This window comes from Kocuria carniphila, from assembly GCF_004136555.1.
GTDB classification, from domain to species: Bacteria; Actinomycetota; Actinomycetes; order Actinomycetales; family Micrococcaceae; genus Kocuria; species Kocuria carniphila.
In genome coordinates, this window is the sequence record NZ_NOIT01000018.1 from 58,476 (window position 1) to 72,298 (window position 13,823).

Below are 13,823 nucleotides of genomic sequence, written 5' to 3' on the forward strand. Positions count from 1 at the left end.
GAAGCGGCCGGTGCGGCGGCGTCGTCGTTGCCGGAAGGCTACGCCCTGCGACCCATGCAACCCGCGGACCTGGACGAGGTCTACGCGCTGGAGACCGCGCTGTTCCCCGAGGACGCGTGGCCGCGCCACATGTTCGACGAGGAACTGGCCCACCCCACTCGACAGTATTGGGCGCTCACGCGAGAGCAGGAGATCGTCGGTTACGCGGGCATGATGTGCATCCCGCCGGTCGCGGACGTGCAGACCATCGCGGTGGCCACGGGGCACGAAGGCAAGGGCCTGGGCAGCGCGCTGTTGCGTGCGCTGCACGAGGCCGCACGCCACGCCCGCGGCACGGAGATTCTGCTGGAGGTGCGCTCGGACAACCACCGGGCGCAGCAGCTGTACCGGCGCTTCGGCTACGAACACATTCACACCCGCCCCGGCTACTACGGGGACGGTCATGACGCGCTGATCATGCGCTGCGAGCTGGTCCCGGCCGGGCCGCCGCAGCGCAGCGCGGACGGAAGGACCATTCATGGCAACCGCTGAACCGCTCGTGCTGGGCATCGAATCCTCGTGCGACGAAACGGGCGTGGGCCTCGTGCGCGGCACCGAACTGCTGACCAACACGGTGTCCTCGTCGATGGATGAACACGTGCGTTTCGGCGGCGTGATCCCCGAGATTGCCTCGCGCGCGCACCTGGAAGCCTTCGTGCCCACGTTGCAGGCCGCCCTCGACGACGCCGGCGTGACGCTCGATGAGATCGACGCCATTGCCGTGACCTCCGGACCCGGCCTGGCCGGCGCGCTCATGGTGGGGGTGGCCGCGGCCAAGGCGCTCGCGGTCGCCACGGGAAAACCGCTCTATGCCATCAATCACCTGGTCGCCCACGTGAGCGTGGGTTTGCTCGACGACAACGACGAGCTGCCCTCGAACCTGGGCGCGCTGCTCGTCTCCGGTGGCCACACCGAAATTCTTTCCGTCCCGGATATCACCGGCGACGTCCGCTTGCTGGGCGCGACAATCGACGACGCCGCCGGCGAAGCCTACGACAAGGTCGCCCGGTTGCTCGGGCTGGGTTATCCCGGGGGACCGGCCATCGACAAGGCCGCCCAGGACGGGGACCCCAACGCGTTCCGCTTCCCGCGCGGACTGACCGCTGGAAAGTACATGGGATCGGCCGAGAAGCCCGGATCGCACCGCTACGACATGTCCTTCTCGGGACTCAAGACCGCGGTGGCTCGAGTGGTGGAGACCTACGAAGCTTCCGGGCAGCCGGTTCCGGTCGCGGACGTTGCCGCGTCCTTCCAGGAATCCGTGGTGGACGTGATTTCCCGCAAGACCGTTCTGGCGTGCACCGAGAACTCGATCGACACGCTGCTCATGGGGGGCGGCGTGGCCGCGAACTCGCGGTTGCGGGCGTTGGTGACCGAGCGCTGCAATGCCCGGGGGATCGAGGTGATCGTTCCGTCGCTGAGCCTGTGCACGGACAACGGGGCCATGGTGGCCGCCCTCGGGGCGCGGTTGGCGGCGGAGGGTCGCGCCGCGACCGGGATCGTGTTCACCGCGGATCCGGGGCTTCCGGTGTCCACGGTGTCGATGGGGGCGGCGTAGCGCTTACCCGGCACCGGGCTGAACGGCGCGTTGGGCAGTGTGTCCCGAGCGCGACTGACGGTGCGGCCCGTGCGTTACGGACGGGTGCGGTTCAGCCCACCGAGTTGCGGTTGCGCTCCACGATGTCCAGGACCACGGCGCGCAGGTCGCCGTTGTGCTCCTTGGCCACGCGTTGCTGCCGCTGGTACCCGGCACCATTGCGGATGATGTCCTCCACGCGCGCGAGCTCGTCGCCACAGCTGAGGTCTGAGGCAATGGGCTCCAGCTTGTTGAGGAGCTCGGTGAGATCCTCGGTGATCAGGCGCTCGTCACTCTGTGCGTTCTGAATGATGATGGCGTCCAGACCGTAACGGGCCGCGCGCCACTTGTTCTCCTGGTGGTGCCACGGCGGCATGGTGTGAATGGTTCCGCCGTCGTTGAGGGTGCGGGAGAAGGACTCCACGAGGCACTGGGTCAGGGCGGTCAGCGCGCTCACGTCGTGCAGGGTGGAGGGCCCGTCGCACACGCGCATTTCCACGGTGCCGAAGCGAGGAACGGGTCGGATGTCCCAGCGGTTTTCGGAATCGTCCTCGATCACGCCGGTGGTCAGCAAGTCCTGAACGTAGGACTCGTATTCGTCCCAGCTCTTGAACTGGAACGGCAGTCCCGCGGTGGGCAGCTGCTGGAACACCTGGGAACGGTGTGACGCGTAGCCGGTGTCGTGGCCGCACCAGTACGGCGAGTTGGCGGAGAGCGCGAGCAAGTGCGGGTAGTAGTTCAGCAACCCTTCGAGAACCGGCAGGGCCTTGTTCTTGTGATCCACGCCCACGTGTACGTGCAGGCCGTAAATCACCATTTGGCGGCCCCAGTACTGCGCGCGGTCCACCACTTTGTAGTAGCGCTCCTTGTCCACGACGGCCTGGTCCTGCCACTCCGAGAACGGATGGGTTCCGGCGGCGAAGATCTCCAACCCCTCGGGATCGGCGACCTTGCGGATCTCGTCCGACGTAAATTTCAACTGCGCGGTGGCCTCGGCTACGTCGTGGCACACTCCCGTGACCATTTCCACGGTGTTCTGCAGGAACTCACCGGTGACGCGAGGGTGGTCGCCGTCCTCGCCCATTTCGGGATTGGACGCGATGACCGCTTCGAGGACTTCCTGGCCGCGCGGTTCGAGCTCCCCGGTTTCACGATCAACCAGGGCGATCTCCCACTCGACGCCCAACGATGAGCGTTCGGAAGAGACGAAATCAATGTGCACGGCAGTGGTCCTCTCATGGGTGCACCGGGGATGTCCCGCAGTCCATGAGCGAGGCCGGGAATTCTTCACCGAATCTCGCACGGCTTAGCGGGTACTTCAGTGTACGGGGTCAACCACCAGCGCCGCGCGACGTTCTTTCCCGATTTCTTGCAAACGTGTCATCACCAGAGTGGCTTTTTCGGTGCCGCGAGGGGCCAGCTGTTTCCTGAGCTGTTCCGGAGTCACGTCCGTGCCGCGCTTCTTGATGGTCAGCGTGCCCACGTTGTGATCCCGCACCCACTTCTTGAGGGTCTTCACGTTGTGAGGCAGCACGTCGCGCACGCGGTACGCCGTGGCCAGCGGGGAGTCATGCAGCTCGTCCCCGGACAGATACGCGATGGTCGGGTGGATCAGGTGCGCGTCCAATTGCTGCGCCAGATCAGTGACCAATCCGGCGCGGATCACGGCGCCGTCGGGCTCGTAGAAGAACTCGCCCACTTCGCCCAGCAGGTCACCTTCGGGAGCGGGGGAATCCCAAGTCTCGGAGGTCAGTTCCGCGGCGGTCGCGGAACCGTCCGCGCGCGAGCCCAGCACGAGCGCGGCACGGGCCACGTCCGGGCGGCGCACCGCGTTGAACCACAGCACCACCTCGACCACGTCGCCGTGATCGGAAACCCACTGTGCCTCTGCGTCGGCCGGCACCTGATCGTGAGGAATTCCGGGTCCCAGCTTGGCACCCACGGCCAAACCCTGATCGGCCAGCCCCGACACGAAGGAGAGGGGAGGCGAAAACGCCTCGGGGTCGAAAACGCGCTGGGTGCGCCCCGAACCGGTGACCCGACGCGCGGGATCCAGCCAGACGCCGTCGGGCGCGCCATTCTCGAGATCCGAAAAATCAAGGGTTTCGACGTCGCCGCACACCACGTTCGCGTTGGGCCACCCGGTGAGGTTGACCGTGGCCACAGCGGCGGTCAGCTCGTCCTTCTCGACGGCGGTCACGGTGCGATCGAGGGCAGCCAGGGCGAGGGAATCCGCACCGATTCCGCACCCGAGATCGGCCACGTGGGTGAGGTCCGCCTGGGCGTATCGGCGGGCGTGCAGCGCAGCCACGGACCAGCGCGTGGCCTGTTCCAGACCGTTGCGGGTGAAGACCATGTGCTGAGCAAACTCGCCGAATTTGGCCTTGGCCTGGGCGCGTAGCTTGGCCTGTGTGAGGGCCGCGGAGACCAGCTCGGGCGAGTAGCCCTCGGCGCGCAGCGACTCGGACAACTTGAGTGAGCGCTCGGGATCGTAGGTTCCGATCGAATCCACCAGGTGCAGGCCCTGGGGCGTGAGGAGCTGGGCGAGGGCGTGCATCTCGGCATCGGCGGGGGAATTCACGGTTCCATCACATCACGAGCGCGCTCGCGGGTCACATGTAGTACATGCCCACGTGGTGGCCGTTGATGACCTCCACGCGGATATCCATGTCGTAGATGTCGCGCAGGATGTCCGGCTGCATGATCTCCTCGGGGGTGCCCTGACAGACGAGCGCGCCCTCCTTCATGGCCAGGATGCGATCCGAATAACACGAGGCGAAGTTGATGTCGTGAATCACCAGGATCACAGTCTTGCCGAGCTCGTGGGTCATGCGCCGCAGGAGCTTCATCATTTCCACGGAGTGCTTCATGTCCAGGTTGTTGAGCGGCTCGTCCAGGAGCACGTAGTCCGTGTCCTGGGCAATCACCATGGCAATGAACACGCGCTGCCGCTGACCGCCGGAGAGTTCGTCCACGTAGCGGTCTTCGAATTCGGTGAGGTTCAGGTAGTCCAGGGCGCGGTCGATGTGCTCGGTGTCCTCGGGCCGGAGTCGACCCTTCGAATGCGGGAATCTGCCGAAGCCCACCAGGTCGCGCACCGTGAGGCGAACCGTCAGGGTGTTCTCCTGGCGCAGAATGGACAGCTTCTTGGCCAACTGGTCCGAGGGGGTATTGAGCACGTCGTGGTCGTCCACGAACACGGAGCCGTCGTCCATGGTGACCAGGCGAGCAACCATGGACAGCGCGGTGGATTTGCCTGCCCCGTTGGCACCGATGATCGAAACCACCCCACCGGGTTCGATCTGTGCCGAGACATGATCCACCACGGTGGTCTCGCCATACTTCTTGGTGAGACCGGACAGCTCAATCACTTGATGGACCCTCTCAACAACAGGAACAAGAACAACAACCCACCGCAGAACTCAATCACAATGGACAGCGCCGTATCGAATGCGAAGACGCGCTCCAGGATCAATTGTCCGCCCACGAGCGCCACGATGCCGAGAAGCACGGAAATCGGCAGGATCCAGGCGTGGCGGAAGGTGCGGCACAGGGCATAGGCCAGGTTGGCCACGATCAGTCCGAAGAACGTAATGGGACCCACCAGCGCGGTGCAGACGCCCACGAAGATCGAGCAGACGATCAACACGGTGGTCACAGTGCGGGTGTGGTTGATCCCCAAGCTGATCGCGGTGTCACGGCCCAGGGACAGAACGTCGAAGCGGCGCCGCATCACGATCAGCGGAATGGTGGCGGCGGCAATGATGGCCACGGAGATTCGCAGCAGACCCAGGTCCACACCGGTGAACGAGGCGAACATGGAATCCTGCAGCACCATGAACTCGCTGGGGTCCAACAGGCGCTGCAGCAGCGAAGAAATACCGCGGAACAGCGTGCCGAACACGATGCCGATCAGCAGCACCAGGTGCAGTGAGAGCCCGGATCCCGTGAACAGCCAGCGGTACATGATGGCCGCGAAGAGCACCATGAGTCCGAGCTCCAGCATGAACAGGGGATAGGTCCCCAGCTGGGTGCGGCCCACGGTGCCGATCACGAAGATCAGCACGGTCTGGATCAGCATGAACAGGGAGTCGAAGCCCATGATGGAGGGCGTCAGGATCCTATTGGAGGTGACCGTCTGGAACAGCACGGTGGAGACACCCACGCAGAAGGCGACCAGGACCATGGTGAACACACGGTTGGCGCGGCGGGGGAGCACATAAGCGGCGTTGGCATCCAGGCCCAGGAACAAGTACAGGCCGATGCACACCAGGGCCAGCGCGCCGATGAGGGCGGTGACCATGGCCGGCGACACGGAGCGCACGACAAAGCGTTTGCGCTTCTGCTGGATCGCGTTGGGGACCGGCAGAGCGGCGGATTTGGGGGTCATCAGGAACGAGCTCGCTTCCGCAACAGCATGGCCAAGAAGATTGCAGCGCCCACCACGGCCACCACGGTTCCCACGGGAATCTCGAACGGGTAGCGGATCACACGACCCACGATGTCGCACACGAGCACGAAGCCCGCGCCGAAGACACCCACCCACGGAACCGACCGGCGCATGTTGTCACCGATCATGAGAGACACGATGTTGGGAACCACCAGGCCCAGGAACGGGATGGAGCCGATGGTCACGACCACCACGGCGGAAATGAGAGCCACGATGGTCATCCCCAGCGCCATAATGCGCTTGTAGTTCACGCCCAGGGTCGTGGAGACGTCCTGGCCCATACCGGCCACGGTGAAACGATCAGCGGCGATGTAACCAATCAGGGTGAGTGCTGCTACGAGCCACAGCAACTCGTAGCGGCCCTTGATGACGCCGGAGAAGTCACCGATCATCCACGTGTTGAGCGTCTGCAACAGATTGAAGCGGTAGGCGAAGAACGTGGTGATCGCTGCGATCACGTTGCCCAGCATGATGCCGACCAAGGGAACGAGCAGCGCGTTGCGCAGCGGGATCTTCTGCAGCACGGCCAGGAACAGAGCGGTGCCGCCCACGGCGAAGACCGCCGCAACGCCCATCTTGCCGAGTAGTGGTGCGCTCGGAACCAGCACGGTGACGGCCAGCAGGCCCAATGAGGCAGATTCCACGGTGCCGACCGTGGAGGGTTCCACGAATTTGTTGCGCGCCATCTGCTGCATGATCAGACCGGCCACGGCCATGGCCATACCGGCAAGGATCACGGAGATGGTGCGCGGAAAACGGGAGACGGCCAGGAGATGGAAGGACTCTTGGAGTCCGGCGGTGTCCCCGCCGGCCACCTGACGCATCAGGGTGGCCGGCGTGACATCCGCGACGCCCACGAACGTTGAGATCACTGCCAGGACGAGCACCGCGAGAGCGGCGATCACCAGGGCACCGTTGGAGCGCAGCAGTCGCCTGAAGGGTCCGGGCCTTCCGGCCTGGTCCGAGCGATCAGTTGCTCCGGGTTTTACAGCGGGCTGAGGTTCGGGAGCCGAACCGCCGCTGGTGTTCTCAGGTGCGTGAGCGAGGGTGCTCACTTCAAGCTGTCCTGAACTTCAGTGATCATCTTGGGGAAGTTGTTCAGGCCGGGACCCACGATGTACCACGCGGAGGGATCCAGGTAGGTGATCTGGTCTTCCTTCGCGGCGGTGGTCTGGTTGACCAGGTCGTTGTCCAGAACCTGCTGAGCTGCCTGGCCGGATTCGCCCTGACCCACGGCCACGTCGCGGTCGATCACGAACAGGCGGTCCGGGTTGGCTTCGGAGATTGCTTCGAAGGACAGGGACTCACCGTGGGTGCCTTCTGACTGCACATCACCGGCGGGCTTCACGCCCAGGGTGTCGAAGATGATGTTGCCGAAGCGCGAGCCGGGGCCGTAGGCATTGATCTCACCGGCATTGGTCATCAGGAACATGGCGGAACCGGCATCAGTGGCGGCTTCCTTGGTGTCGGCGATCTGCTGGTCCACGCCCGAGAGTTTCTCCTCCACCTCGGATTCCTTTCCCAGGATCTGACCGATGGTCTCCGACTGCTGCTTGAAGGAGGCGACCGGGTCCTTCTGATCCATGGTCAAGTCCACGGTGGGGGCGATTTCCGAGAACTGGTCGTAGAAGTCCGCGGTACGGCCGGAAATGATGATCAGGTCCGGGTTGGCGGCCGAGATGGCCTCCATGTCCGGTTCCTTCATGCCGCCGGCGTTGACGTACTTCTCGTCCTGGTACTTCTCGAATTCGTCCGGCAAGGATGCGGGCTTGGGCAGGCCGTCGACCTCTTCGCCCAGGGCCTCGAAGCTGTCGATGACCCCCAGGTCCATGGAGATCACGGTCTCAGGGTTCTTGGGGACCTCGGTGGTGCCCTGGACGTGCTCCACGGTCACGGTTTCGTTCGAGGCGCTTTCCTCGGAGGAGGACTCGCCAGCGGCTTCGGTGGAGCAACCGGTGAGAGCGAGAAGGCCACCTGCGGTGAGCAGTGCCATGGCCTTGGGGCTGATGCGGTTCATGTCGTTCCTCAAGTGTTCAGGGAAGGTGCGGGATCGTGCGGCCGCGCAAACCCGGCGGCAATGCCAGGTAGGTACGACGGCGCCGTCGAACCCTGACCTGTGAATGCATCGTCTTAGGTTTGCCTTACCTGACAAACTAGCGGGAGGAATTGGGTGTGCGCAAGCTAATAGCGAACGTGTTACTTACCTAATTGTTTTCATCGGCGAGTGAACGTCTGGCACTCGCCTTGACCGACTGCCAGGCCAACCCTAGAGTGACTATTGGCACTCTCCGGGTGAGGGTGCTAAGGGCCAGGCGCTCAATCGGCACCGCGACGACGGTTGGCACGCCAACTGGCTCGTAGCGCATCCGCGGTCACGGGACCCCGTGAACCACCGTGGGCGCTCACCGTCTCATACGCCTAAAGAAAGGGAGAGATCGTGTCGGTCTCCATCAAGCCCCTCGAGGACCGCATTGTGGTCCAGCCGCTGGCCGCCGAGCAGACCACTGCTTCCGGTCTGGTCATCCCCGATACCGCCAAGGAGAAGCCCCAGGAGGGCACCGTCCTGGCTGTGGGTCCGGGCCGCGTCGACGACAAGGGCAACCGCATCCCCGTGGACGTCAAGGAAGGTGACCTGGTCATTTTCTCCAAGTACGGCGGAACCGAGGTCAAGTACAACGGCGAAGAGTACCTCGTGCTCCCGGCACGTGACGTGCTGGCAGTCATCGAGAAGTAAGTCTTCAGAATCCTTTCTGCGCGGTGCCCGCTGCGCCTACTCGTGAGTGGGTGGCGCACGGGTACCGCGTTTTTCACCCTTAGTTTTCTCGCCCGATAAGGAGCACACATGCCCAAGCAGTTGGCGTTCAACGACGCCGCTCGCAAAGCCCTTGAGGCCGGTGTCAACCGGCTTGCCGACACCGTCAAGGTGACCCTCGGCCCGCGCGGGCGCAATGTCGTTCTCGACAAGAAGTGGGGCGCCCCCACAATCACCAACGACGGCGTCACCATTGCTCGCGAAGTAGAGCTGGACGACCCGTACGAGAACCTCGGCGCTCAGCTCGCCAAGGAAGTTGCCACCAAGACCAACGATGTTGCCGGTGACGGCACCACCACCGCGACCGTGCTGGCGCAGGCCCTGGTCAAGGAGGGTCTGCGCAACGTGGCCGCCGGTGCGGCCCCCAGCGAGATCAAGCGCGGAATCGAAGCAGCCGTGGAGGCCGTGTCCCAGCGTCTGCTGGACAACGCCCGCCCGGTCGAAGGTCAGGACGTGGCCCACGTGGCCGCGATCTCCGCTCAGTCCCCGGAAATCGGTGAGCTGATCGCTCGCGCTTTCGAGACCGTGGGGACCGACGGCGTCATCACCATCGAAGACGGCTCCTCGACCGAGGTCGAGCTGGACGTCACCGAAGGTATGCAGTTCGACAAGGGCTACCTCTCGCCGTCGTTCATCACCGACCAGGAGCGCCAGGAAGCCGTCCTCGAAGACAGCCTGATCCTGCTCTACCAGGGCAAGATCTCTTCCGTGCAGGACCTGATGCCGGTTCTGGAAAAGGTACTGCAGGCCAAGAAGCCGCTGACCATCATCGCGGAGGACGTCGAGGGCGAGGCCCTGTCCACCCTTGTGGTCAACAAGCTGCGTGGCACCCTGGACGTCGTCGCGCTGAAGGCTCCCGGTTTCGGTGACCGCCGCAAGGCGATCATGCAGGACCTGGCCGTGCTGACCAACGGCACCGTGATCACCCCCGAGTTGGGCATCTCGCTGGACAGCGTGGACATGTCCCAGCTCGGTACCGCGCGCCGCGTGACCGTGACCAAGGGCCAGACCACCGTGGTTGACGGCGGCGGCTCGGCCGAGCAGGTCGCGGACCGCGTGGCCGAGATCAAGGCCGAGGTGGAACGCACCGATTCCGAGTGGGATCGCGAAAAGCTCCAGGAACGCCTCGCTCGCCTGGCCGGCGGCATTTCCGTGATCAAGGTGGGCGCCGCCACCGAGGTCGAGCAGAAGGAACGCAAGCACCGCATCGAGGATGCCGTTTCCTCCACTCGCGCCGCTCTCGAAGAGGGCATCGTGGCCGGTGGCGGTTCCGCTCTGGTGCACGCGTCCAAGGCGCTCGACGGCGCCGAGCTCGGTCTCGAGGGCGACGCCGCTACGGCCGTCGGTATCGTGCGCCGCGCCCTGGTTCAGCCCCTGCGCTGGATCGCCGAGAACGCCGGGCAGGACGGCTACGTCGTGGCCTCCCGCGTGGCGGACCTGGAACCGGGCCACGGCTACAACGCCGCGACCGACGAGTACGAGAACTTGGTCTCGGCCGGCATTATCGATCCGGTCAAGGTCACGCGTTCCGCTCTGCAGAACGCAGCATCCATTGCCGCTCTGGTACTCACCACCGAAACTCTGGTGGCCGAGAAGAAGAACGACGATGAGGATCACCATCACCAGCACTGATCTGCTGTGATGAAATCCACGCTGACCGGCGGCTTTCCCCACATCACGGGGCGGGCCGCCGGTATTTCTGTGCGGGCACTCCGTACCTGTCACCACATGCGATGACGATCCATCTCACACCGATTCCGCGCTGGAACGTGCGGGGGTTAAGGTGACAACCATGCCCGAAACCATTGCTCCGCGGCCGACCGCGACCGACGTTCGACCGGATGTCGTCTCGCGTTATTCCGGTTTCCGAAAAGAAGTCCAGGGTCTGCGCGCCGTCGCCGTGCTGCTCGTGGTGATCTACCACGTGTTCCTGGGCCGGGTTTCGGGTGGTGTGGACATCTTCCTGTTGATCTCCGCGTTCTTCATGACGCTCTCGTTCGTGCGCAAAATCGAAAGCGGCCGCCCCTTGGCGATCGGCCGGTACTGGCTGCACACGTTCAAGCGGCTGCTTCCCCTGGCCACCGTGGTGATCCTGGTGACCGTCGGGCTGCTCACGGAATTCCCCGAATCCTCGGTCGCCCAATTCCGCTGGGAAGCGCTGGCCTCCGTTTTCTACGTGGAGAACTGGGCGCTCGCCTCCGCATCGGTGGACTATTACGCGGCGGACCACTCCACGGCCTCGCCGTTCCAGCATTTCTGGTCCCTGTCGGTGCAGGGTCAGGTCTTTTTGTTGTGGCCGCTGATCTTCGGTTTTGCGTGGTGGGTGCGACGCCGCACTCGGATTAGTTCGGTGCCGGTTCTGGCGGTGTGTTTCGGGCTGATTTTCGCCGCGTCCATCGCGTATTCGGTCGTCACGACCGAGACGCAGCAGGCTTTCGCGTACTTCGACACTCGGGCCCGCTTGTGGGAGTTCGCGTTGGGTTCTTTGATTGCCCTGGCGATTCCGTACCTCAACCCGCCGCGCACCGTGCGCATCATTCTGGGTTGGGTAGGCATTGTGAGCATGGTGTCGGTGGGTGTCCTGGTGGATGTCCAGGGTGCCTTCCCGGGCTGGATCGCGCTGTGGCCACTGCTCTCGGCGGCAGCCATCATCGTGGCCGGGAACACAGGGTCCCCGTTCGGGTTCGACCGGTTCCTGTCCTGGTGGCCAGTGGTCAAGCTCGGCGACGCCGCCTATGCCCTGTATCTCGTGCACTGGCCGTTGCTGATCACCTATCTGGTCATGATGGACCGCCCGTGGGCCGGCCCGCGCTCGGGCGTGGCCATCGTGATCGTGTCCATCATCCTTGCGCTGGTCCTCACGGCGTTCGTCGAGGACCCGATGAAGGCGTGGAAATGGCCCGAAAAGGCCAAGCGTCGGTTGGCCCTGGTCATCGTGGCCTGCTTGGCGTTGGTCTCCACAGCTGTCCTGTCCTGGACTGCGGTGGACGCGTACCGCACGTCTCAACTGGAGGCGGAGGCCGAGCGCAATAACCCCGGCGCCATGTCCCTCATGAGCGACTACCAGCCTGCGGCCGACCCGGACGCACCCACTCTGCCGCTCGCGTCGGATCTGGGGAACCAGTGGGTCGGCTTACCGGAGGAATGCACGGACGAATTCGCGGCGGACAACGCCACGGTGCAGGATTTCTGCCGTCAAACCGAGAAGGTCGAGAATCCCACCAAGACCGTGGTGGTGGTCGGCAACTCCCACCTGGAGCAGTACATGGGTGCCGTGCTCCCCATGGCCGAGGATGAGAACTGGCAAATGGTTTCTCTCCTGCAGCCCGGCTGCGGCCTGGGTCTGGAGGGTCAGTCGGACGTGTGCCGCGAAGGCAACCAAGCGGCCCTGGACTACGTCGAGAAGCTGAAGCCGGACGTGGTGCTGACCACCTCCACCCGCGGTGAACTCATGGACGGCAGCCAGGAAAAAATCATTTCCGGCCTCCCCGCGGTCATCGAGGATCTCACCGAAGAGGGCATCCGCGTGGTCGGATTCCGCGATCACGCCCGCCTGGACTACAACCCGTACATGTGCGTCGAGTCCAACGGCCCGGACGATCCCTCGTGCACCGTGCCCGCTTCGCAGGTGCTCGCACCGTCCAATCCCGCGCAGGAGTTGGAGGCGATCGAGAACTACCGCAACGTGGATCTCAACGACCTGATCTGCCCGGACGGCCAGTGCCGCCCGGTCATCGGGAACGTGCACGTGTGGCTGGATTCCCACCACCTCACGTGGGATTACACGGAAACCATGAGCGTCCCGGCCTACGACCGGCTCTACAACGCGATCACGCAATAGCTCCAGACCGGCCGAAGGCTGACCTTCGAACCGTCCGGACAGTGACCGACGTTATGTGATTCCTTGACGACCTCTGGTTGAGGTGCGGCGTTAGGGTGCTAGTCGTGCTTGAGCAACGACCCCCCACGATGACAGCGCACACTCGAGATCCTGGCCGATCTGATCGAGTGGCGTTGTATTCGGGCTACCGCCCCGAAGTCCAAGGCCTCAGGGCCGTAGCAGTGTTGCTCGTGGTGATCTATCACGTTTTCGTTGGCCGGGTCTCGGGTGGCGTGGACATCTTCCTGTTGATCTCCGCGTTCTTCATGACGCTCTCGTTCGTGCGAAAAATCGAGGGCGGACGAAGACTCGACATTCCGCGATACTGGCTCCACATTTTTCGACGATTGCTCCCACTGGCCTCATTGATCATCGTGGGAACACTTGTGCTGTTAGCTCTGTTCTATCCGGACACATCCATCAGGGATTTCCGATGGCAGGGACTCGCATCCGTGTTCTACCTGCAGAACTGGGAACTCGCCTCCGCGTCGGTGGATTATTACGCGGCGGACCACTCCACGGCCTCGCCGTTCCAGCATTTCTGGTCCCTGTCGGTGCAGGGTCAGGTCTTTTTGTTGTGGCCGCTGATCTTCGGTTTTGCGTGGTGGGTGCGACGCCGCACTCGGATTAGTTCGGTGCCGGTTCTGGCGGTGTGTTTCGGGCTGATTTTCGCCGCGTCCATCGCGTATTCGGTCGTCACGACCGAGACGCAGCAGGCTTTCGCGTACTTCGACACTCGGGCCCGCTTGTGGGAGTTCGCGTTGGGTTCTTTGATTGCCCTGGCGATTCCGTACCTCAACCCGCCGCGCATCGTGCGCATCATTCTGGGTTGGGTAGGCATTGTGAGCATGGTGTCGGTGGGTGTCCTGGTGGATGTCCAGGGTGCCTTCCCGGGCTGGATCGCGCTGTGGCCACTGCTCTCGGCGGCAGCCATCATCGTGGCCGGGAACACAGGGTCCCCGTTCGGGTTCGACCGGTTCCTGTCCTGGTGGCCAGTGGTCAAGCTCGGCGACGCCGCCTATGCCCTGTATCTCGTGCACTGGCCGTTGCTGATCACCTATCTGGT

12 protein-coding genes are annotated in these 13,823 nt (G+C 64.0%); 6 read left to right on the forward strand and 6 right to left on the reverse strand.

Features of this window, described 5'->3' with window-relative positions; translation table 11 throughout:
* Window positions 1-54: 54 nt before the first annotated feature.
* Both rimI and tsaD read left to right on the forward strand, forming a co-directional pair.
* Window positions 55-531 carry a ribosomal protein S18-alanine N-acetyltransferase gene (gene rimI, locus EWV37_RS13275; RefSeq protein WP_129702150.1) on the forward strand — a complete coding sequence of 159 codons (477 nt, stop codon included), beginning with the start codon at window positions 55-57 and terminating at the stop codon, window positions 529-531.
* Window positions 518-1,597 (forward strand): tRNA (adenosine(37)-N6)-threonylcarbamoyltransferase complex transferase subunit TsaD, encoded by a 1,080-nt coding sequence (tsaD, locus tag EWV37_RS13280; RefSeq protein ID WP_129702138.1) that lies wholly within the window; start codon window positions 518-520, stop codon window positions 1,595-1,597. Before rimI ends, tsaD begins: the two co-directional genes overlap by 14 nt.
* A 91-nt stretch (window positions 1,598-1,688) precedes the next feature.
* Here the strand turns inward: tsaD and EWV37_RS13285 are convergent, their stop codons facing one another.
* The 6 genes from EWV37_RS13285 to EWV37_RS13310 form a co-directional block, all read right to left on the reverse strand.
* The gene (locus EWV37_RS13285; protein ID WP_129702140.1) at window positions 1,689-2,837 is read right to left on the reverse strand and encodes a glutamate--cysteine ligase; all 1,149 of its coding nucleotides are present in this window, start codon (window positions 2,835-2,837) and stop codon (window positions 1,689-1,691) included.
* Window positions 2,838-2,933: 96 nt separating this feature from the next.
* Window positions 2,934-4,196, reverse strand: a complete 1,263-nt coding sequence (locus tag EWV37_RS13290; protein WP_129702142.1) for a THUMP-like domain-containing protein — start codon at window positions 4,194-4,196, stop codon at window positions 2,934-2,936.
* A 31-nt stretch (window positions 4,197-4,227) separates the two neighbouring features.
* Window positions 4,228-4,986 carry an iron ABC transporter ATP-binding protein gene (locus EWV37_RS13295; protein WP_095798822.1) on the reverse strand — a complete coding sequence of 253 codons (759 nt, stop codon included), beginning with the start codon at window positions 4,984-4,986 and terminating at the stop codon, window positions 4,228-4,230.
* A complete protein-coding gene (locus tag EWV37_RS13300; protein WP_095798823.1) occupies window positions 4,983-6,005 on the reverse strand; it encodes an iron chelate uptake ABC transporter family permease subunit in 1,023 nt (340 codons plus the stop codon). The genes EWV37_RS13295 and EWV37_RS13300 overlap by 4 nt, the downstream gene beginning before the upstream one ends.
* Window positions 6,005-7,120: an ABC transporter permease gene (locus EWV37_RS13305; RefSeq protein WP_338032829.1), complete on the reverse strand. Its 1,116-nt coding sequence runs from the start codon at window positions 7,118-7,120 to the stop codon at window positions 6,005-6,007. Before EWV37_RS13305 ends, EWV37_RS13300 begins: the two co-directional genes overlap by 1 nt.
* Window positions 7,117-8,082 (reverse strand): siderophore ABC transporter substrate-binding protein, encoded by a 966-nt coding sequence (locus tag EWV37_RS13310; protein WP_129702144.1) that lies wholly within the window; start codon window positions 8,080-8,082, stop codon window positions 7,117-7,119. The genes EWV37_RS13305 and EWV37_RS13310 overlap by 4 nt, the downstream gene beginning before the upstream one ends.
* A gap of 420 nt (window positions 8,083-8,502) precedes the next feature.
* On the opposite strand from EWV37_RS13310, the gene groES reads away from it, so the two are divergent.
* The 4 genes from groES to EWV37_RS13330 form a co-directional block, all read left to right on the forward strand.
* On the forward strand, window positions 8,503-8,799 hold the full coding sequence (gene groES, locus EWV37_RS13315) for a co-chaperone GroES (protein ID WP_095798825.1): 297 nt from the start codon (window positions 8,503-8,505) through the stop codon (window positions 8,797-8,799).
* Window positions 8,800-8,907: 108 nt separating this feature from the next.
* The gene (groL, locus tag EWV37_RS13320) at window positions 8,908-10,509 is read left to right on the forward strand and encodes a chaperonin GroEL (RefSeq protein WP_095798826.1); all 1,602 of its coding nucleotides are present in this window, start codon (window positions 8,908-8,910) and stop codon (window positions 10,507-10,509) included.
* A gap of 160 nt (window positions 10,510-10,669) precedes the next feature.
* On the forward strand, window positions 10,670-12,718 hold the full coding sequence (locus EWV37_RS13325; protein WP_129702146.1) for an acyltransferase family protein: 2,049 nt from the start codon (window positions 10,670-10,672) through the stop codon (window positions 12,716-12,718).
* A gap of 128 nt (window positions 12,719-12,846) precedes the next feature.
* A partial coding sequence (locus EWV37_RS13330) for an acyltransferase family protein (RefSeq protein WP_165189433.1) occupies window positions 12,847-13,823 on the forward strand: 977 nt, incomplete at its 3' end.

What these genes read in the sequence shown, in the direction of transcription:
- groL (WP_095798826.1), top strand. Translation starts at nt 8,908, where the DNA reads ATGCCCAAGCAGTTGGCGTTCAACGACGCCGCTCGCAAAGCCCTTGAG.
- tsaD (WP_129702138.1), top strand. Translation starts at nt 518, where the DNA reads ATGGCAACCGCTGAACCGCTCGTGCTGGGCATCGAATCCTCGTGCGAC.
- EWV37_RS13300 (WP_095798823.1), bottom strand. Translation starts at nt 6,005, where the DNA reads ATGACCCCCAAATCCGCCGCTCTGCCGGTCCCCAACGCGATCCAGCAG.
- EWV37_RS13325 (WP_129702146.1), top strand. Translation starts at nt 10,670, where the DNA reads ATGCCCGAAACCATTGCTCCGCGGCCGACCGCGACCGACGTTCGACCG.
- rimI (WP_129702150.1), top strand. Translation starts at nt 55, where the DNA reads ATGCAACCCGCGGACCTGGACGAGGTCTACGCGCTGGAGACCGCGCTG.
- EWV37_RS13310 (WP_129702144.1), bottom strand. Translation starts at nt 8,082, where the DNA reads ATGAACCGCATCAGCCCCAAGGCCATGGCACTGCTCACCGCAGGTGGC.